Annotated in this window: 16 protein-coding genes and 1 tRNA gene; 2 read left to right on the top strand and 15 right to left on the bottom strand. The window is 68.4% G+C overall.

Going from position 1 to position 17,945, the window contains the following annotated elements; all coding sequences use genetic code 11:
• Positions 1 to 80: 80 nt before the first annotated feature.
• The 11 genes from rpoB to AB6L24_RS28590 form a co-directional block, all read right to left on the bottom strand.
• The gene (rpoB, locus tag AB6L24_RS28640; protein ID WP_016645186.1) at positions 81 to 3,566 is read right to left on the bottom strand and encodes a DNA-directed RNA polymerase subunit beta; all 3,486 of its coding nucleotides are present in this window, start codon (positions 3,564 to 3,566) and stop codon (positions 81 to 83) included.
• 599 nt (positions 3,567 to 4,165) lie between these two features.
• Positions 4,166 to 4,555, bottom strand: a complete 390-nt coding sequence (rplL, locus tag AB6L24_RS28635) for a 50S ribosomal protein L7/L12 (RefSeq protein ID WP_016645187.1) — start codon at positions 4,553 to 4,555, stop codon at positions 4,166 to 4,168.
• Between the two features lie 112 nt (positions 4,556 to 4,667).
• Positions 4,668 to 5,195, bottom strand: coding sequence for a 50S ribosomal protein L10 (gene rplJ, locus AB6L24_RS28630; RefSeq protein ID WP_030359029.1), 528 nt, complete (start codon positions 5,193 to 5,195; stop codon positions 4,668 to 4,670).
• Positions 5,196 to 5,529: 334 nt separating this feature from the next.
• Positions 5,530 to 6,381: an LppX_LprAFG lipoprotein gene (locus AB6L24_RS28625; RefSeq protein ID WP_405659923.1), complete on the bottom strand. Its 852-nt coding sequence runs from the start codon at positions 6,379 to 6,381 to the stop codon at positions 5,530 to 5,532.
• A 129-nt stretch (positions 6,382 to 6,510) separates the two neighbouring features.
• Positions 6,511 to 7,410 carry a hypothetical protein gene (locus AB6L24_RS28620; protein ID WP_405659921.1) on the bottom strand — a complete coding sequence of 300 codons (900 nt, stop codon included), beginning with the start codon at positions 7,408 to 7,410 and terminating at the stop codon, positions 6,511 to 6,513.
• A gap of 219 nt (positions 7,411 to 7,629) precedes the next feature.
• Positions 7,630 to 8,352: a 50S ribosomal protein L1 gene (gene rplA, locus AB6L24_RS28615; RefSeq protein WP_030359032.1), complete on the bottom strand. Its 723-nt coding sequence runs from the start codon at positions 8,350 to 8,352 to the stop codon at positions 7,630 to 7,632.
• 107 nt (positions 8,353 to 8,459) lie between these two features.
• Positions 8,460 to 8,894, bottom strand: coding sequence for a 50S ribosomal protein L11 (gene rplK, locus AB6L24_RS28610; protein ID WP_030359033.1), 435 nt, complete (start codon positions 8,892 to 8,894; stop codon positions 8,460 to 8,462).
• A 214-nt stretch (positions 8,895 to 9,108) separates the two neighbouring features.
• Positions 9,109 to 9,636, bottom strand: coding sequence for a hypothetical protein (locus tag AB6L24_RS28605; protein WP_030359034.1), 528 nt, complete (start codon positions 9,634 to 9,636; stop codon positions 9,109 to 9,111).
• Positions 9,637 to 9,902: 266 nt separating this feature from the next.
• A complete protein-coding gene (nusG, locus tag AB6L24_RS28600) occupies positions 9,903 to 10,817 on the bottom strand; it encodes a transcription termination/antitermination protein NusG (RefSeq protein WP_030359035.1) in 915 nt (304 codons plus the stop codon).
• A 77-nt stretch (positions 10,818 to 10,894) separates the two neighbouring features.
• Positions 10,895 to 11,182: a preprotein translocase subunit SecE gene (gene secE, locus AB6L24_RS28595; protein ID WP_030359036.1), complete on the bottom strand. Its 288-nt coding sequence runs from the start codon at positions 11,180 to 11,182 to the stop codon at positions 10,895 to 10,897.
• 106 nt (positions 11,183 to 11,288) lie between these two features.
• Positions 11,289 to 11,361, bottom strand: a tRNA-Trp gene (locus AB6L24_RS28590).
• Between the two features lie 192 nt (positions 11,362 to 11,553).
• On the opposite strand from AB6L24_RS28590, the gene AB6L24_RS28585 reads away from it, so the two are divergent.
• Positions 11,554 to 12,780 (top strand): pyridoxal phosphate-dependent aminotransferase, encoded by a 1,227-nt coding sequence (locus AB6L24_RS28585; protein ID WP_380854212.1) that lies wholly within the window; start codon positions 11,554 to 11,556, stop codon positions 12,778 to 12,780.
• Between the two features lie 128 nt (positions 12,781 to 12,908).
• The gene (locus AB6L24_RS28580) at positions 12,909 to 13,928 is read left to right on the top strand and encodes an adenosine deaminase (protein ID WP_405659916.1); all 1,020 of its coding nucleotides are present in this window, start codon (positions 12,909 to 12,911) and stop codon (positions 13,926 to 13,928) included.
• A gap of 23 nt (positions 13,929 to 13,951) precedes the next feature.
• On the opposite strand, the gene AB6L24_RS28575 is transcribed toward AB6L24_RS28580, so the two are convergent.
• From AB6L24_RS28575 to AB6L24_RS28560, 4 genes are all read right to left on the bottom strand, one after another.
• The gene (locus AB6L24_RS28575) at positions 13,952 to 15,016 is read right to left on the bottom strand and encodes a UDP-N-acetylmuramate dehydrogenase (RefSeq protein ID WP_405663398.1); all 1,065 of its coding nucleotides are present in this window, start codon (positions 15,014 to 15,016) and stop codon (positions 13,952 to 13,954) included.
• 178 nt (positions 15,017 to 15,194) lie between these two features.
• Positions 15,195 to 16,628: a DHA2 family efflux MFS transporter permease subunit gene (locus AB6L24_RS28570; RefSeq protein WP_405659914.1), complete on the bottom strand. Its 1,434-nt coding sequence runs from the start codon at positions 16,626 to 16,628 to the stop codon at positions 15,195 to 15,197.
• A gap of 128 nt (positions 16,629 to 16,756) precedes the next feature.
• Positions 16,757 to 17,329, bottom strand: coding sequence for a TetR/AcrR family transcriptional regulator (locus tag AB6L24_RS28565; protein ID WP_405659912.1), 573 nt, complete (start codon positions 17,327 to 17,329; stop codon positions 16,757 to 16,759).
• A gap of 185 nt (positions 17,330 to 17,514) precedes the next feature.
• The gene (locus AB6L24_RS28560) at positions 17,515 to 17,943 is read right to left on the bottom strand and encodes a MaoC family dehydratase (RefSeq protein WP_380854220.1); all 429 of its coding nucleotides are present in this window, start codon (positions 17,941 to 17,943) and stop codon (positions 17,515 to 17,517) included.
• Between the last annotated feature and the right edge of the window lie 2 nt (positions 17,944 to 17,945).

Genomic DNA, 17,945 nt, shown 5'->3' with positions numbered 1-17,945 from the left:
TCTCAGGGTTGTAAGTCTTAGGGGTCTGAAACGGGGGTCCTGGGGCCGGCGGGCTCATTCCTGAGCCCGCCGGACTCCCGTCAGACCTCTTCGACGCTGCTCGGCTCGCGCCGGGACAGGTCGATACCGAGCTCCTCCGCCGCGCGGAAGACGTCCTCATCCGTGTCGCGCATCTCGATGGACATGCCGTCCGAGGACAGCACCTCCACGTTGAGGCAGAGCGACTGCATTTCCTTGATGAGCACCTTGAAGGACTCGGGAATGCCGGGCTCGGGGATGTTCTCGCCCTTGACGATGGCCTCGTAGACCTTCACGCGGCCGGTCACGTCGTCGGACTTGATCGTCAGCAGCTCCTGGAGGGCGTAGGCGGCGCCGTATGCCTCAAGGGCCCACACCTCCATCTCTCCGAAGCGCTGGCCACCGAACTGCGCCTTACCACCCAGCGGCTGCTGGGTGATCATCGAGTACGGACCGGTCGAGCGCGCGTGCAGCTTGTCGTCGACCAGGTGGTGCAGCTTGAGGATGTACATGTACCCGACCGAGATCGGGTCCGGGAACGGCTCGCCGGAGCGGCCGTCGAACAGACGCGCCTTGCCGGAGGGGAGCACCATGCGCTCGCCGTCGCGGTTCGGGATCGTGTGCTGGAGCAGACCGGCCAGCTCGTCCTCGCGGGCACCGTCGAAGACCGGGGTCGCGACGTTCGTGCCCGGGGCGACCGAGTCGGCGCCGATCGCCTGCAGGCGCTGTGCCCACTCGTCCCCGAGGCCGGAGACGTCCCAGCCGCGGCTGGCGAGCCAGCCGAGGTGGATCTCCAGGACCTGTCCCGGGTTCATTCGGGACGGGACACCCAGCGGGTTGAGGATGATGTCGACCGGAGTTCCGTCCTCGAGGAACGGCATGTCCTCGATGGGCAGGATCTTCGAGATGACGCCCTTGTTGCCGTGACGGCCGGCGAGCTTGTCACCGTCCGTGATCTTGCGCTTCTGCGCCACGTAGACACGAACCAGCTGGTTCACGCCCGGCGGCAGCTCGTCGCCCTCTTCACGGTCGAAGACGCGGACGCCGATGACCTTGCCGATCTCGCCGTGCGGGACCTTCAGGGAGGTGTCACGGACCTCGCGGGCCTTCTCACCGAAGATCGCGCGGAGCAGGCGCTCCTCCGGCGTCAGCTCGGTCTCACCCTTGGGCGTGACCTTGCCGACGAGGATGTCGCCGGCGACGACCTCGGCACCGATCCGGATGATGCCGCGCTCGTCGAGGTCGGCGAGGACCTCTTCGGAGACGTTCGGGATGTCCCGGGTGATCTCCTCCGGGCCGAGCTTGGTGTCACGGGCGTCGACCTCGTGCTCCTCGATGTGGATCGAGGAGAGGACGTCGTCCTGCACGAGGCGCTGCGACAGGATGATCGCGTCCTCGTAGTTGTGACCCTCCCACGGCATGAACGCCACGAGCAGGTTCTTGCCGAGGGCCATCTCGCCCTCTTCGGTGGCCGGACCGTCGGCGAGGACCTGGCCCTCGATGACGCGGGCACCCTCCTCGACGACGACCTTCTGGTTCACCGAGGTGCCCTGGTTGGACCGGGAGAACTTCGCGACGCGGTACGTGGTGTACGTGCCGTCGTCGTTGGTGACGGTGACGTAGTCCGCGGAGACCTCCTGGACCACACCCGCCTTCTCGGCCTTGATCACGTCACCGGCGTCGACCGCGCAGCGGTACTCCATGCCGGTGCCGACGAGGGGGGCCTCGGCGGTGATCAGCGGCACGGCCTGACGCATCATGTTCGCGCCCATGAGGGCACGGTTGGCGTCGTCGTGCTCGAGGAAGGGGATCATGGCGGTCGCGACCGACACCATCTGGCGCGGCGAGACGTCCATGTAGTCCACGTCGGAACCGGCGACGTAGTCGACCTCGCCACCACGGCGGCGGACCAGCACGCGGTTCTCGGCGAACCGCATGTCGTCGGTCAGCGGCGCGTTGGCCTGGGCGATGACGAAGCGGTCCTCCTCGTCGGCCGTCAGGTAGTCCACCTCGTCGGTGACCTGGTCGTCGGCGACGCGGCGGTACGGGGTCTCGACGAAGCCGAACGCGTTCACACGGCCGTAGGAGGCCAGCGAACCGATCAGACCGATGTTCGGGCCTTCGGGCGTCTCGATCGGGCACATGCGGCCGTAGTGAGACGGGTGCACGTCACGGACCTCGAAGCCGGCCCGCTCACGGGAGAGACCACCCGGGCCAAGAGCCGAGAGACGGCGCTTGTGGGTGAGACCCGACAGCGGGTTGTTCTGGTCCATGAACTGCGACAGCTGCGAGGTGCCGAAGAATTCCTTGATCGACGCCACGACCGGGCGGATGTTGATCAGGGTCTGCGGCGTGATCGCCTCGACGTCCTGCGTCGTCATGCGCTCACGCACGACGCGCTCCATACGAGCCAGACCCGTGCGGACCTGGTTCTGGATGAGCTCGCCGACGTTGCGCAGGCGGCGGTTGCCGAAGTGGTCGATGTCGTCGGTCTCGACGACGATGCCCACACCGCTGTCACCGACGGTCTCGGTCTCACCGGCGTGCAGCTTCACCAGGTACTTGATCGAGGCGATGATGTCCTCGACCGTCAGGACGCCCGCGTCGAGCGGCGCGTCCGCACCCAGCTTCTTGTTGACCTTGTAGCGGCCGACCTTCGCGAGGTCGTAGCGCTTCGGGTTGAAGTACAGGTTCTCGAGCAGCGTCTGGGCGGCCTCGCGGGTCGGCGGCTCGCCCGGACGGAGCTTGCGGTAGATGTCGAGCAGCGCGTCGTCCTGGCCCTGGGTGTGGTCCTTCTCCAGGGTGGCGCGCATGGACTCGTACTCGCCGAACTCCTCGAGGATCTGCTCGGTGGTCCAGCCGAGAGCCTTCAGGAGGACGGTGACCGACTGCTTGCGCTTGCGGTCGATGCGGACACCGACCATGTCGCGCTTGTCGATCTCCATCTCCAGCCAGGCACCCCGGGACGGGATGATCTTGGCGGAGAAGATGTCCTTGTCGGACGTCTTGTCGATGGAGGAGTCGAAGTAGACGCCGGGCGAACGGACCAGCTGCGACACCACGACACGCTCGGTGCCGTTGATGACGAAGGTGCCCTTGTTCGTCATGAGCGGGAAGTCGCCCATGAAGACCGTCTGGGACTTGATCTCACCGGTCTCGTTGTTGGTGAACTCGGCGGTGACGAAGAGCGGGGCGGCGAACGTGAAGTCGCGCTCCTTGCACTCGTCGATGGAGTTCTTCGGGGGCTCGAAACGGTGGTCGCGGAAGGTCAGCGACATCGACCCGGAGAAGTCCTCGATCGGGGAGATCTCCTCGAAGATCTCCTCCAGACCGGACTTGGTGGGGACGTCCTGTCCGCTTTCCAGAGCCGCCTCGACACGAGCCTTCCACGCGTCGTTGCCGAGCAGCCAGTCAAAGCTTTCGGTCTGCAGCGCAAGAAGGTTCGGAACCTCGAGGGGCTCCTTGATCTTTGCAAAGGAGATGCGCAGCGGGGCGGTGCTGGCGCCGTTGTTCGTATTCGCGGTCGAGGCAGTGCGCGAGGCGGCCAAGAGGGGGTCCTTCCGAGGGCTCGGACTCACTACGCGCGTACCGGTCCCAAGCTGGCAGAGAGACAGAAATCCCAGGTCAGGGTGGTTTCAGTCCACGGTGCTCAAGCATGGGCATGCCCCTGGTGACGGGCAGGAGGCAGCTAACAGGCAGCGCAAAGGGTCAGTGTAGCCACCTGGCCCACTGATGTCCAGTCCCGGTTTCTGGAGACCCTCGTTGTTCTCAACACCTGCGGCAAGCCACGTCCTCAACGCACATCGATACTGCCCTCTTCGTCGCCGATCCATGCCTCGGATGCGGATCGTTGTGACGACGCGTCCTGAGAATTGCGCGCTGCGTGCGGTTCGTCAAGGCCCCCCATGCCCCGACGAGGCCTGGCGTCGTCGCCGTCACGGCCTGTCGCCAGGCACAACGAAGATCACCATACTCGCCGCGAACGACAGTGCAAGGCAGCCGCCGCACGCGTGCCCGGGAACGCCGAAAGGCGACCACCCACATGGGTGATCGCCGTTCGGTGTGTGTGCGTTACAGCCCAGGGGCCGCGAGCACACGGAAGAGTCAGAAGACTCGCGCCACGCGCCCGTGGGCGCGCGGCGAGGTGTTACTTGACCTCGACGGAGGCGCCGGCGCCCTTGAGGGCCTCGGCGGCCTTCTCCGCGGCGTCCTTGGCGACCTTCTCGAGGACCGGCTTCGGGGTGCCGTCGACGAGGTCCTTGGCCTCCTTCAGACCCAGGGAGGTCAGTTCGCGCACGACCTTGATGACCTGGATCTTCTTGTCGCCGGCGCCGGTGAGGATGACGTCGAACTCGTCCTGCTCCTCGGCGGCCTCGGCGGCGGCGCCACCAGCGGCACCACCGGCGACGACGACCGGCGCGGCAGCGGCGGCGGTGACGTCGAACTTCTCCTCGAAGGCCTTCACGAACTCGGAGAGCTCGATGAGGGTCATCTCTTCGAACTGAGCGAGCAGGTCGTCCTGGCTGAGCTTCGCCATGATGGCGGTCCTTCCACTAATTCGGCGGGTGCCGGATGTACATGAGAGGCGGGCTGTACTAGTGGCCCGCATACGACCGTCGCCTCAGGCGGCGGTCACTGTGCGAGCCGAATTACTCGGCACCGCCCTGCTCGGCCTGCTTGGCGCGAAGCGCGTCCACGGTGCGGACGAGCTTCGACGGGAGCGCCTGGAAGACAGAGGCAGCCTGGGACTGCTTGCCCTTCATGGCACCCGCCAGCTTGCTGAGCAGAACCTCGCGGGACTCGAGGTCCGCAAGCTTCTTGATCTCGTCGGCGGTCAGCGCCTTGCCGTCAAGGACACCGCCCTTGATGACGAGAGAGGGGTTGTCCTTGGCGAAGTCACGAAGACCCTTCGCCGCCTCGACCGGGTCACCGGTCACGAAGGCGACAGCCGTCGAGCCCTTGAGGTGCTCGTCCAGCTGGATCCCGGCCTCGTTGGCCGCGATCTTGGTCAGCGTGTTCTTCACCACACGGTACTGAGCGTTCTCGCCGAGAGAACGGCGAAGCTCCTTGAGCTGCGCCACGGACAGTCCGGTGTAAGAAGTGACAACAGCAGCGTTGGAGTCGCGCAGCTTCTGCGTGATCTCCTCGACGGCTGCGACCTTGTCGGACGTCGCCATGAGCCTCGGCCTCCTTCCGGGGTGATGATCCTCGACTGACCTTTCGATCAGCCACGTGTCGCCGGACCGCCTGAATCAGGCACACAGGAAGGGGTTCTGCACAAAACGAAACGCCCCGGCGCAGGCGCACGGGGCGTGAGCTCGACCTGACGGATAACCGTCCGGGAGCACTTCCACAGTCACCTACGCGGGTCGTCCGCAGCTTCAGCGGATCCTTCGGCCACCGCACCCTCTTACGAGCGCACGGCAACGACCAGCGGTCTTTGGCTTCTGTGGAAGCGTACGCGAACGGATCCGCGTCAGGCAAATCGGGCCGGCCCGGGCCGGCCGGGGATCAGCCCTGGGCGCCCTTCATCTCCTTGGCGATGTCCATGACCTGGCTCGCCGGCGGGGCCGTGACGGTCACCTTCTTGTTGTAGTCGACGAAGGTGATGGTCATGTCGAGGGGGCCCTTGTCGCCCTTGCCGCGGGCGCGGAACTGCTTGGTGTGGTCCTCGCCGTCGATCCACATGTCCATCGTGAGCTTCTCGACGCCCATGTCCTCGTACTGCTTGAAGCTCTTCTCGCGGCGCTTCTGGGTGGCCGCGTCCTCGTCCTTCATGAGCTCGCGCAGCCGGTCCATCGTGACCGTGCCCGTGTAGCGGGTGGTCTCGACGCCCTCGACCTTCTCGGTGCCGACCTTCTTCAGGTCGTCGGAGCCGGTGAGGAGCGTGGACTGGTCGGCCGGGTTGTTGTCCGCCTGGGCGGAGAGCGAGGTGCCGCCGGGCTTCGTCTTGCCGAGGCCCTTGGCGGGGAACTTGATCCAGCTCTTGCCGTCCATCTCCTTGGCGGCTTCCTTGCCGCCGCCGAGGTAGAGGCCGCCGTCGACGAGGCGGATCTCCGCCTTCTGCGGGACGCCCTTGTCGGTCGCGCTCATCTCCATCCGCATGGCGAGCGGCTTGGTGCTCATGGCCGCCTCGGCCTTGACCCGGCCGTCGCCCGGGACCTTGCCGTCCATGCGGAAGGTGAACGAGGTCAGGTCCTCGCTCGTGGCCGCGGCCTTCTTCACGGCCGCCGCGGGCGCCAGGTCGCCCCCCGCCTTGTCGGACTTCTCCGACCCGCAGCTGACCGCGCCACCCGCGAGCAGCACGGCGGCGAGCGCGGCGCCCGCGGTTCTCTTGCGTCCCGTACGTACGGAAATGCTCATGACCCCACCCCTAGGAACATTTGGTTCATTTATTGCCCGGCCGAGATTACCCGAAGGTAGGCGGGGCCTTCCTCCGGGTTCTGCGGCGGCCGGGCAGCTCACCTGCGGCGGGGCGGGGTCGGAGCGGTCCTACGTGCTCGGCTGCTGGTTCATCAGGTCCTTGAAGTCCGCCGTGTCGTCGGCCGGGGGCTCCTCGGCGGAGACCTCGGTGCCGTAGTCGCTGTAGTACGCGGTGGCGGAGAGCCGGCCGGTCTTCATCTGGCCGCGCTCGGTCTTCTTCACGAGCAGGTTCTCGTCGTTGACCCAGATGTCGATGGTCTCGGTCGTGATCCCGGCCTGCTCCAACTGCTTCTTCATGTCGGCGAGTTGGGACTCGCTCAGGCCGGAGCTCCGCTCCGCGAGCTCGGCGACGTTCACGGTGCCGGAGTAGTGCGTGGTGTCCACGCCGCGCACCTTCTCCTCGCCGACCTTCTTCACGTCACCGGAGGCGAGCAGCATCTTCACCGACTGGTGCGGCGTGCTGTTCTGCATCGCGTCCTTCATGTACGCGCCCGAGCCGCCGCCTATCCGCTCCAGGTCGTCGTAGGCGTACTTCACCCAGTGCTTGCCGCCGGCCTGGGCGGCGAACTGCTCGCCCATCTTCGCGTAGTAGGCCTCGGGCAGATAGCGGGCCTCCATCGACGTGGTGCCGGCCCGGCGCATCGTCTCCGCCATCTGACCACCGGTGTACGTGATGGTCATGTTGCCGGTGAGGCCGTCGGCCCAGCCGAGGGCGCCCTTGGCCTTCATCGACATCACGGAGCCCATGGTGGTCTCGGACTCCACCTTGGCCGAATCCGCCTTGTCGGTGGTGTTCTCGATGGTCCGGAGCGCGGCGATGGGGCTCACGCCCAGGCCGCCCTTGCCGGACCCCTTGGCCTTGTCGGAGTCCCCCGAGTCGTCCGAGGAGCCGCAGGCCGTGACCCCGCCGGTCAGGGCCGCCGCGGCCGCGACCGCCAGCGCCACGCGTCGCACAGTCGTGCTGTTCATGTCGTCCCACCCCTTGCGTCCATGGAGAGCCAGCACGCTAGCGCAGCCCGCTCCTCCGCGTGTCTCCCGAGTCCGTCTCCGTACGCGGTCCGTGCGCGCCGCACCGCGCGCACCGGCACCGCCCGTCCCCGGGCGTGTACCCGAAAAACGGGACGGGCCCCGCACCGGAAATGGTTGCGGGGCCCGTCACAATCGCGCCAGGCGCGGCTGCCGTCAGATTCAGACGGCGGCCGGGTCCTCCTCGACGAGGAGGTTGCGGGTGCGGTTGGAGTCCAGCGGGATGCCGGGGCCCATCGTCGTGGTGACGGCGGCCTTCTTGATGTAGCGACCCTTGGCGGCCGACGGCTTCAGACGGAGGATCTCCTCCAGGGCCGCGGCGTAGTTCTCCACCAGCTTGGTGTCGTCGAAGGACACCTTGCCGATGATGAAGTGCAGGTTCGAGTGCTTGTCGACGCGGAACTCGATCTTGCCGCCCTTGATGTCGTTGACAGCCTTCACGACGTCGGGGGTGACGGTGCCGGTCTTCGGGTTCGGCATCAGACCACGCGGACCGAGCACGCGGCCGAGGCGGCCGACCTTGCCCATGAGGTCCGGGGTGGCGACGACGGCGTCGAAGTCCAGGCGGCCCTTCGCGACCTCGTCGATCAGCTCGTCGGCGCCGACGATGTCGGCCCCAGCGGCTTCCGCGGCCGCAGCACGGTCACCGGTCGCGAAGACCAGGACCCGGGCGGTCTTGCCGGTGCCGTGCGGGAGGTTCACGGTGCCACGGACCATCTGGTCGGCCTTGCGCGGGTCGACGCCCAGACGCATGGCGACCTCGACGGTGCCGTCGAACTTGGTCGCGGAGGTCTCCTTGGCGAGACGGACGGCCTCGAGCGGGGCGTACAGCTTCTCCCGGTCGATCTTGGCGTCCGCAGCGCGGAGAGTCTTGCTGCGCTTCACTTCTACTCCTGAGGTTCAGGTTTGGAGTTCGTGGTCCGGGCCAGCGCCTGGCCCTGCCACTTGAGGTCACGGGGTCGACCGAGCGACTCCGTCGCGGGGAGCTGTGATCAGCCCTCGACCGTGATGCCCATGGAACGGGCGGTGCCGGCGATGATCTTCGACGCGGCGTCCAGGTCGTTCGCGTTGAGGTCGGGCATCTTGGTGGTGGCGATCTCGCGGACCTGCGCCTGGGTGATCTTGGCGACCTTGGTCTTGTGCGGCTCGCCGGAGCCCTTCTCCACGCCCGCGGCCTTGAGGATCATCTTGGCGGCCGGCGGCGTCTTGGTGATGAAGGTGAAGGAACGGTCCTCGTAGACCGTGATCTCCACCGGGATCACCCAGCCACGCTGCGACTCGGTCGCGGCGTTGTACGCCTTGCAGAACTCCATGATGTTCACGCCGTGCTGGCCCAGCGCGGGGCCGACCGGCGGCGCCGGGTTGGCGGCACCGGCCTGGATCTGGAGCTTGATGAGCCCCGTGACCTTCTTCTTCTTGGGAGGCATTGCTCTCTCCGGGTCCTAGTGAGAGTGTTGAGCCGCATCCGTGGCGATGATCATCGATAGTCGCGATCATCCGGATGGAGGCATACCGCACTACGATAACGGGTATCTCGGCGGGGCCCAAACCAGCACCTGGACAGACCGCGGGCCCCACCCCTTCCGGAGCGGGGCCCGCGGCCCTCGGCACCCGGCTGCGACCACCGGGCAGCGGGTGCGCTCAGCAGCGCTTGGACGTCATAGCGTGGCCCGGAAGCGGGTCCCCGGGGGCACGCAGCTCACCGATCGCCGCAGTGCACTCCGCGGCGGTGTCGGCGGGCAGCGACCAGAACTCCTGGACGTTGGTGTCGTTCCACCAGTCCTGACCGACGACCTCGTCCCGGGCGTAGCTGTACACGCCGGTGCTGACGTCGTAGTCCTTGACCTTGTCGCGGAAGCTCTTCCACACCCAGACGTAGCCGTAGTTCTTCTTGCACCTGGGCGAGTAGAACTGCTTCACCGACGCGGCGTGCGCTCCCTTCCGGTCGATGTACGCGGTGGTGCCGATCTGGTAGGCGTCGGAACAGACCCCGGCCGCCTGGGCCTTGAGGCTCCGCGGGTTGCCGTCCGCCGAGGGCGCGGTCGACTGGGGCGCGGCCTTTCTGGCGTCGGGCGCGGGCGCGGGTCCTGTTCCGGCCAGCGCCGAGCCGGCGCCGAGCAGGACGAAGGCGCAGGCGGAGGCAGCAATCGCAGTCTTGCGGGCACGCATCAGGTGGTCCCCCTTGCTCGTCGGTGCAGGAACCCGGCCGCCATACCCGTGCAGAGCACCACAAATCGCCGCTCATGGTGACAGGGATCCCCATAAGCGTGCTGAGGTGTCGTGGAGGAAGGGACCGGGCGTTTCCGTCTACAAGTGAGACAGCCCGGGGCACCCGATGGTTGTGGCGTGGAACACATTTGTTCGCAGGCGCCCACGACAAAGCCCCTGACCAGCGGTTTCCCGTCGGTCAGGGGCTCTGCGCGAAGATCTTCGAGCTAGTTCTTCTGGATCTGGTCGAAGCTCAGCTCGACCGGGGTCTCGCGGCCGAAGATCTCGACGAGGCCCTTGACCTTCTTCGAGTCGGCGTTGATCTCGTTGATCGTGGCCTGCAGCGTGGCGAACGGGCCGTCGGTGACGGTGACCGAGTCGCCGACCTCGAAGTCCAGGACCTGGACCTCGACCTTGCGGGCCGGAGCCGGCTTGCCCTCGGCCTCGGCGGCCTCGCGGGCGGCCTTCTCCTCGGCCTCCGGGGCGAGCATCTTGACGATCTCGTCCAGCGTCAGCGGGTACGGGTCGTAGGCGTTGCCGACGAAGCCGGTGACGCCGGGGGTGTTGCGGACGACGCCCCAGGACTCGTTCGTCAGGTCCATGCGCACCAGGACGTAACCGGGGAGCTTGTTCTGACGGATGGTCTTGCGCTCGCCGTTCTTGATCTGGGCGACCTCTTCCTGCGGCACCTCGGCCTGGAAGATGAAGTCCTCGACGTTGAGCGAGACGGCGCGCTGCTCGAGGTTGGTCTTCACGCGGTTCTCGTAACCGGCGTAGGTGTGGATGACGTACCACTCGCCGGGCAGGCCGCGGAGTTCCTCGCGCAGGGCGGCGATGGGGTCGACCGGCTCGGCGGGCTCTTCGGCGACGGCGTCCTCGTCGGACTCCTCGTCGGCGACGGCCTCGGCCGCGTCGGCGTCCTCGTCGGTCTCGGCGACGTCGATGCCACCGGCCGCCGCTTCCTCGTCGGACTCCACGTGCAGAGCCGCCTCCTCGGCGGGCTCGCCCGCGGCGACGTCGGCAGCCTCGGCCTGGTCCGGGTCCTCGGCGTCCGCCGCCTCGACGATGTCGAGCTGGTCCTCCACGGACTCCGCCTGCTCTGCGCGAGGCTCGACGGCGTCGTTCAGGTTCGGGTCAGACACGGTGGCTGCTTCTTCCTGGATACATGGGGGTGGAACACGCGAAAGGGGCGCCTGGTGCGGCGCCCTTCGCTCTCGGCTCAGCCGAAGATGTACTTGATGAGGTTGCTGAACCCATAGTCAATCACGGTCACAAGGCCGATCATGATGACGACGAAGACGATCACGACTGTGGTGTACGTCGTGAGCTGGCTGCGCGTCGGCCAGACGACCTTGCGGAGCTCGGCAACGATCTGGCGGTAGAAGAGCGCCAGCCTGGCCAGCGGACCCTTCTTGCCTCGCTTGCCGCCCTTGCGCGCCTTCTTCTTGGAGTCCGGCGCCTCGTCCTGGGCATCAGGCATGTCGATGGAGCCCACGGCGTCCGTCACTCGTCTCACCTGATTCCGGGTCGTGGCCGTGCCGCGCCCGGTTGAGCCGCACGGCGGTGCATTGCAGTACGTACATGCGCACACATCCTGGCGAAGGTGTGTGTAGCAGGGCCGGAGGGACTTGAACCCCCAACCGCTGGTTTTGGAGACCAGTGCTCTACCAATTGAGCTACGACCCTTTGATTTCCCCCAACCTACAGCATCCGACCATGTGCACCGAGTGCTCTTGGAAGGTGCGGCCGGTGAGGGCCAACGACCAGTGAGTGTACGTGGTCCTGGGCCCCCCGTCGAACACGATGATCCGGCTCCGGATCGGGACGGTCCTCCAAACCCGTGTGTCGGGGCCGTTTCGGGTCTGGAACGATGGGCGCATGAGCGCTGTCACTCCTCCCACCGAGCGCCGGGTCTCCGCCCGAGTCGGCGCGATCTCCGAGTCCGCGACCCTCGCCGTCGACGCCAAGGCCAAGGCCCTCAAGGCCGCCGGGCGCCCGGTGATCGGTTTCGGCGCGGGCGAGCCGGACTTCCCGACCCCGGACTACATCGTCGAAGCGGCCGTCGAGGCCTGCAAGAACCCGAAGTACCACCGCTACACGCCCGCGGGCGGCCTGCCCGAGCTGAAGGCCGCGATCGCCGCGAAGACGCTGCGCGACTCCGGGTACGAGCCCGAGGTCTCCGAGATCCTGGTGACCAACGGCGGCAAGCAGGCCATCTACGAGGCGTTCGCCGCGATCCTCGACCCGGGCGACGAGGTCATCGTCCCCGCGCCGTACTGGACGACGTACCCGGAGTCGATCCGCCTCGCGGGCGGCGTCCCCGTGGACGTCGTCGCCGACGAGACCACCGGCTACCGCGTCTCCGTGGAGCAGCTGGAGGCCGCGCGCACCGAGAACACGAAGGTCGTGCTCTTCGTGTCCCCGTCGAACCCGACCGGCGCCGTCTACAGCCGTGAGGACGCGGAGGCCATCGGCCGCTGGGCCCTGGAGCACGGCCTGTGGGTCATGACGGACGAGATCTACGAACACCTCGTCTACGGAGACGCCCAGTTCACGTCCCTGCCCTCCCTGCTGCCCGAGCTGCGCGACAAGTGCGTGGTCGTCAACGGCGTCGCCAAGACGTACGCCATGACCGGCTGGCGCGTGGGGTGGATCATCGGCCCGAAGGACGTGGTGAAGGCCGCGACGAACCTCCAGTCGCACGCCACGTCCAACGTCTCCAACGTCGCGCAGGCCGCCGCCATCGCCGCCGTCTCCGGTGACCTGACGGCCGTCGACAAGATGCGCGAGGCATTCGACCGGCGCCGCCGCACGATCGTGCGGATGCTGAACGAGATCGACGGCGTGGTGTGCCCGGAGCCCGAGGGCGCGTTCTACGTCTACCCCTCGGTGAAGGCGCTCATCGGCAAGGAGATCCGCGGCAAGCGCCCGCAGGACTCCGTCGAGCTGGCCGCGCTCATCCTGGAGGAGGTCGAGGTCGCGGTGGTCCCGGGCGAGGCCTTCGGGACGCCGGGCTACCTGCGGCTCTCGTACGCCCTCGGTGACGAGGACCTGGTCGAGGGCGTCTCGCGGATCCAGAAGCTGCTTGCGGAGGCCCGCGACTGAGGCACCGCAGCGCGCGACGGACGGCGGCGCACCATATGGTGCGCTGCCGTCCGTTTCTTTGTTCAGGCGCGTACCCCATGGGAAAAAGCGGCTACCGGGACGCGGGGTACGTACGGCAAGATCCTGGAATGGAGCGCGTACGAGACGTAAGAGAGCTGCCGAAGGCCCATCTGCACCTGCACTTCACCGGGTCGATGCGGCCCTCGACGCTGCTTGAGCTCGCGGACAAGTACGGGGTCCATCTGCCGGAGGCCCTGACCGGGGGGACGCCGCCGAAGCTGCGGGCGACCGACGAGCGTGGCTGGTTCCGCTTCCAGCGGCTGTACGACATGGCGCGGTCCTGTCTGCGCGAACCCGAGGACATCCAGCGCCTGGTGCGGGAGGCGGCCGAGGAGGACATCAGGGACGGGTCGGGGTGGCTGGAGATCCAGGTCGACCCGACGTCGTACGCGCCCCGGCTCGGCGGGCTCATCCCGGCCCTGGAGATCATCCTGGACGCCGTCGACACGGCCTCGCGCGAGACCGGGCTCGGGATGCGCGTCCTGGTCGCCGCGAACCGTATGAAGCACCCCCTGGACGCGCGCACGCTGGCCCGGCTCGCGGTGCGGTTCGCCGACCGGGGCGTCGTGGGCTTCGGGCTCTCCAACGACGAACGGCGGGGCATGGCGCGGGACTTCGACCGCGCCTTCGCCATCGCCCGCGAGGGCGGCCTGCTCGCGGCCCCGCACGGCGGCGAGCTGAACGGGCCCGCCTCGGTGCGGGACTGCCTCGACGACCTGCACGCGCGGCGCATCGGGCACGGCGTGCGGGCGGCCGAGGACCCGCGGCTCCTGAGGCGGCTCGCGGAGCGGGGCGTGACCTGCGAGGTGTGCCCGGCGTCCAACGTGGCCCTCGGGGTCTACGAGAAGCCCGAGGACGTGCCCCTGCGGACGCTGTACGACGCCGGGGTGCCGATGGCGCTCGGCGCCGACGACCCGCTGCTCTTCGGCTCGCGCCTGGCCGCGCAGTACGAGATCGCGCGTCGGCACCACGGCTTCGACGACGCCGAACTGGCCGAGCTCGCGCGGCAGTCGGTGCGGGGGTCGGCGGCGCCCGCGGACGTGCAGGAGAAGCTGCTGGCCGGGGTCGAGGAGTGGCTGGCGTCCTGACGCGGCCCTGGGGCCCGCGAGCCCTACAGGCTGACGCCCACCGTCACCGGCTCGTTGACCAGCGTGATGCCGAAGGCGTCCCGGACGCCCGCGACGACCTCGCGGGCCAGGGCGAGGAGATCCTCCGTGGTGGCGTCGCCGCGGTTGGTGAGGGCCAGGGTGTGCTTGGTGGAGATGCGGGCCGGGCCCTGGCCGTAGCCCTTGGTGAAGCCGGCCTTGTCGATGAGCCAGGCCGCGGAGGTCTTCACGCGGCCGTCGCCCGCCGGGTACGCGGGCGGCGCGACGTCCGGGCCGAGCCGCTCGGCCACGCGCGCGTGGAAGACGGCGAACTGCTCGTCGGTGAGGATCGGGTTGGTGAAGAACGACCCGGCCGACCAGCTGTCGTGGTCCTCGGGGTCGAGCACCATGCCTTTGCCCGCGCGCAGCTTCAGGACGGTCTCGCGGGCCACGGCGGCGGGCACCCGGTCCCCGGCCTCGACGCCGAGCGTGCGGGCCGTCTCCGGGTAGGCGATCGGGGCGCTCATCCCGCCCGCGTCCTCCAGCTGGAAGCGGACGCGCAGGACGACGAAGCGGTCGGGGTCGGCCTTGAAGCGGCTGTGGCGGTAGGAGAAGTCGCAGTCCGCGTTCGCGATGGTGACGGTCTCGCGGTCCCTGCGGTCGTACGCGATCACTTCAGTGATCGTCGAGGAGACCTCCTGGCCGTACGCGCCCACGTTCTGGATCGGCGTCGCGCCCGCGGAGCCGGGGATGCCGGCCAGGCACTCGATGCCCGCGAGGCCCGCGTCGACGGTGCGCGCCACGGCGTCCGTCCAGACCTCACCGGCCGCGAGCTCCAGGCGGGTGCCGTCCAGGGCGAAGCCGGTGGTGGCGATGCGCAGGGCGGTGCCGTCGAAGCCCTTGTCGCCGATGACGAGGTTCGACCCGCCGCCGACGATCAGCAGCGGGGTCCCGGAGTCGTCGGCTTCGCGGACGGCGGCGACCACCTCGGCGTCGGTCGTCGCGGTGATCAGCCGAGCAGCGGGCCCACCGAGCCGAAAGGTGGTGAGCGGGGCAAGGGGGGCGTCGTGAAGTACCTGCACGCCCCCCAGGGTACGGGCGGCACAGCGGTGCCCTGCGGCGCGCCCCCGGCACACCCGAGCGCCGGACGGGGCTGTTTCAGCCCGTCCGGCGCTTGAGGACGAGGCCGTTCCAGCCCGTCCGGCGCTTGAGGACGAGGCCCGAAGGGCCAACAGGGGGGAGAGGGGCGCAGCCCCATGAGACCCCGCGTCACACGGCGACAGGCACCCGCTCCTCGGCCGAGGTCACCGAGGCACCCCCCTCGGTGCTCCCCCGCCGGGGAAGCAGGCCCGCGGCGACAGCCCCAAGAGCGACCACCCCGGCCCCCACCCACAGGGCAGGCTCCAACCCGTCCACGAACGCCCGCGGCGACTCGTACCCGCCCTGCGCGGAGAACACGGAGGCCATCAGGGCGACCCCGAGCGCCCCGCCCACCTCCCGCAGCGCGTTGTTCGCGCCGGAGGCGATCCCCTGCTCGGACGGCCGCACGCTGGCCATGACCAGGCTGGCGGCGGGGGCGAAGTACAGCGCCATGCCGATCCCGCTGATGATCAGGGCGGGCAGTTGGGCGGCGTACGACACGTCGGGCGACAGGACGAGTGCGAACCAGCCGAGCCCGACGGCCTGCAGGGCGAGGCCCGCGGTGACGACAGGGCGGCCGCCGATGCGGTCGGACAGATACCCGGCGATGGGCGCGACGATCATCGGCATGCCGGTCCAGGGCAGCATGCGCAGCCCCGCCTCGGTCGGCGAGTACCCGAGCACCCCCTGGAGGAACTGGCTGAGCAGGAAGATCGAGCCGAACATGCCGACGAACATGAGCAGGCTGGCCGCGTTGATCGCGGAGAACGCCCGGCTGCGGAAGAGCCGCATCGGCAGCATCGGGTTCTTGGCGCGGATGCCGTGGTGCACGAAGCCGGCGAGCAGCGCGGCACCGGCGATCAGGCCGGTCAGGACGGGCGCACTGGTCCAGCCGTCGATGTTGCCGCGGATCAGGGCGTAGACGATGCCGAAGAGGCCGCCGCTGGCGAGCAGGGTGCCGGCGAAGTCGAGCGGGGCGCCGGTGCCGTACGACTCCGAGAGGCGCATCCGGGCGAGCGGCAGCAGGGCGAGGCCCAGCGGGACGTTCAGCCAGAAGATCCACTGCCAGGAGACGTGCTCGGTGAGCGCGCCCCCGATGAGCGGCCCGCTGGCGACCGCGAGGCCGTTGACGGCGCCCCAGATCCCGAACGCCATGCCGCGCTTGGCGGCCGGTACGGCGGCCGTGAGCAGCGTCAGGGTGAGCGGCATCATGATCGCGGCGCCGACTCCCTGTATCGCGCGGGCGGCGATCAGTTCGTTGATGCCGGGGGCGAGGGCCGCCGCGGCGGAGGCGGCGGTGAAGATCGAGAGGCCGACGCCGAAGAGCTTGCGGCGCCCGAACCTGTCCCCCAGGGCCGCGCCGAACATCAGCAGCACGGCGAAGGTGAGGGTGTAGGCGCTCACCGTCCATTCGAGGTCTTCCAGGTGGCCGCCCAGGTCCTCGCGGATGGAGGGCAGTGCGGTGGTGACGACGAGGTTGTCGAGAGCCGCCATGAAGCCGGCGACGCTGGTGATGACGAGGGCCCAGACGGTGCCCCCGCGGGACCCTGTTTGCTGTGACATGTCTCCCCCGGACGGTGAGTGTCGGATGTCAGGTTAGTAATTGATGACTAACTTTCGCGGACATGGCGAGGCGCGAACCTCGGACCGCGACTACGTGGCTACTGGGGCTGCCGTGACCACTGTGGCCGCTACGGCTGCGTGGTCTTCTCCTGGGGCTGGGCCGACATGTAGAAGCCTTCCCAGACACGGTGGTCGGCGGGGAACTTCAGGGCCGACAGGACGTTGACGAGCATCCCGTAGGCCATGAACGTCGTCGTCTCGTTCACGTCGGCCCCGAGCGGCAGATGCGCCGCCTGCCAGATCTCCATCCAGCCGGCGCGCACCATCTCGCCGAACTCGTGGTCCCCCGCGGCCTCGGCGGCCGCCACGGCGACGTACGTCTGGAGCTGCATCTGGAGCTTGTCGGGGTCGTCCGCGATGAGCTGCGAGTACGCGACGGCCATAGCGTGCAGGGCCTCCTCGCCGTGCAGGCCCTCGCTCGCCTTCTCGAAGACCTTGCGGGTGTCCTCCAGGCAGCGCGACGACGCCGCCAGGAAGATCGCCTTCTTGCCGGGGAAGAGCCGGAAGAGATAGGGCTGCGAGACCCCGACGCGCTTGGCGATCGCCTCGGTCGACGTCCCGTGATACCCGCCGCGGGCGAACTCGCTCATCGCCGCGCGGATGACGCTCTCGCGCCTCTCCTCTGCGCTCATCCTGACCATGCGACTAAGTTAGTGTCCAATCACTAACCAAGTCAAGAGGTGTCTCTATGGAGGTACGAGTAAGGGGCGTCCGCAATGGCGGGCGCCCCTTACTATGCGACTGATGGCCGTGCCGTCTCCGAACCGCCCGGCTCGTCAGCCCGTCAGGCTCTTCAGCCCTTCAGCTCTTCAGCTCTGAAGGCCCTTCAGGCAAGCCGTACGACCGCCCGGGACATGCCGAGCACCTTCTGGTCGCCGCTCTTGGCGAGGAGGTCGACCCGCACCTGCTGGTCGTCGAGGATCGCGGCGACCTTCGCGCTGACCTCGATGGTGGCGCCCTTGTCGTCGTTCGGGACCACGACGGGCTTGGTGAAGCGCACGCCGTACTCGACGACGGCGGCCGGGTCGCCCACCCAGTCCGTCACGACGCGGATGGCCTCGGCCATCGTGAACATGCCGTGCGCGATGACGTCGGGCAGCCCGACCTCGACCGCGAACTTCTCGTTCCAGTGGATCGGGTTGAAGTCACCGGAGGCGCCCGCGTACCGCACGAGGGTGGCGCGGGTCACCGGGAAGGTCTGGGCCGGGAGTTCGGTGCCGACCTCGACGTCGTCGTATGCGATCTTCGCGGTCATGG

It is taken from the genome of Streptomyces sp. RK9, from assembly GCF_045070545.1.
GTDB lineage: Bacteria > Actinomycetota > Actinomycetes > Streptomycetales > Streptomycetaceae > Streptomyces > Streptomyces alboflavus.
The sequence above is the reverse complement of the archived record's forward strand: the minus strand, read 5'-3'. Positions and strand labels throughout refer to the sequence as shown.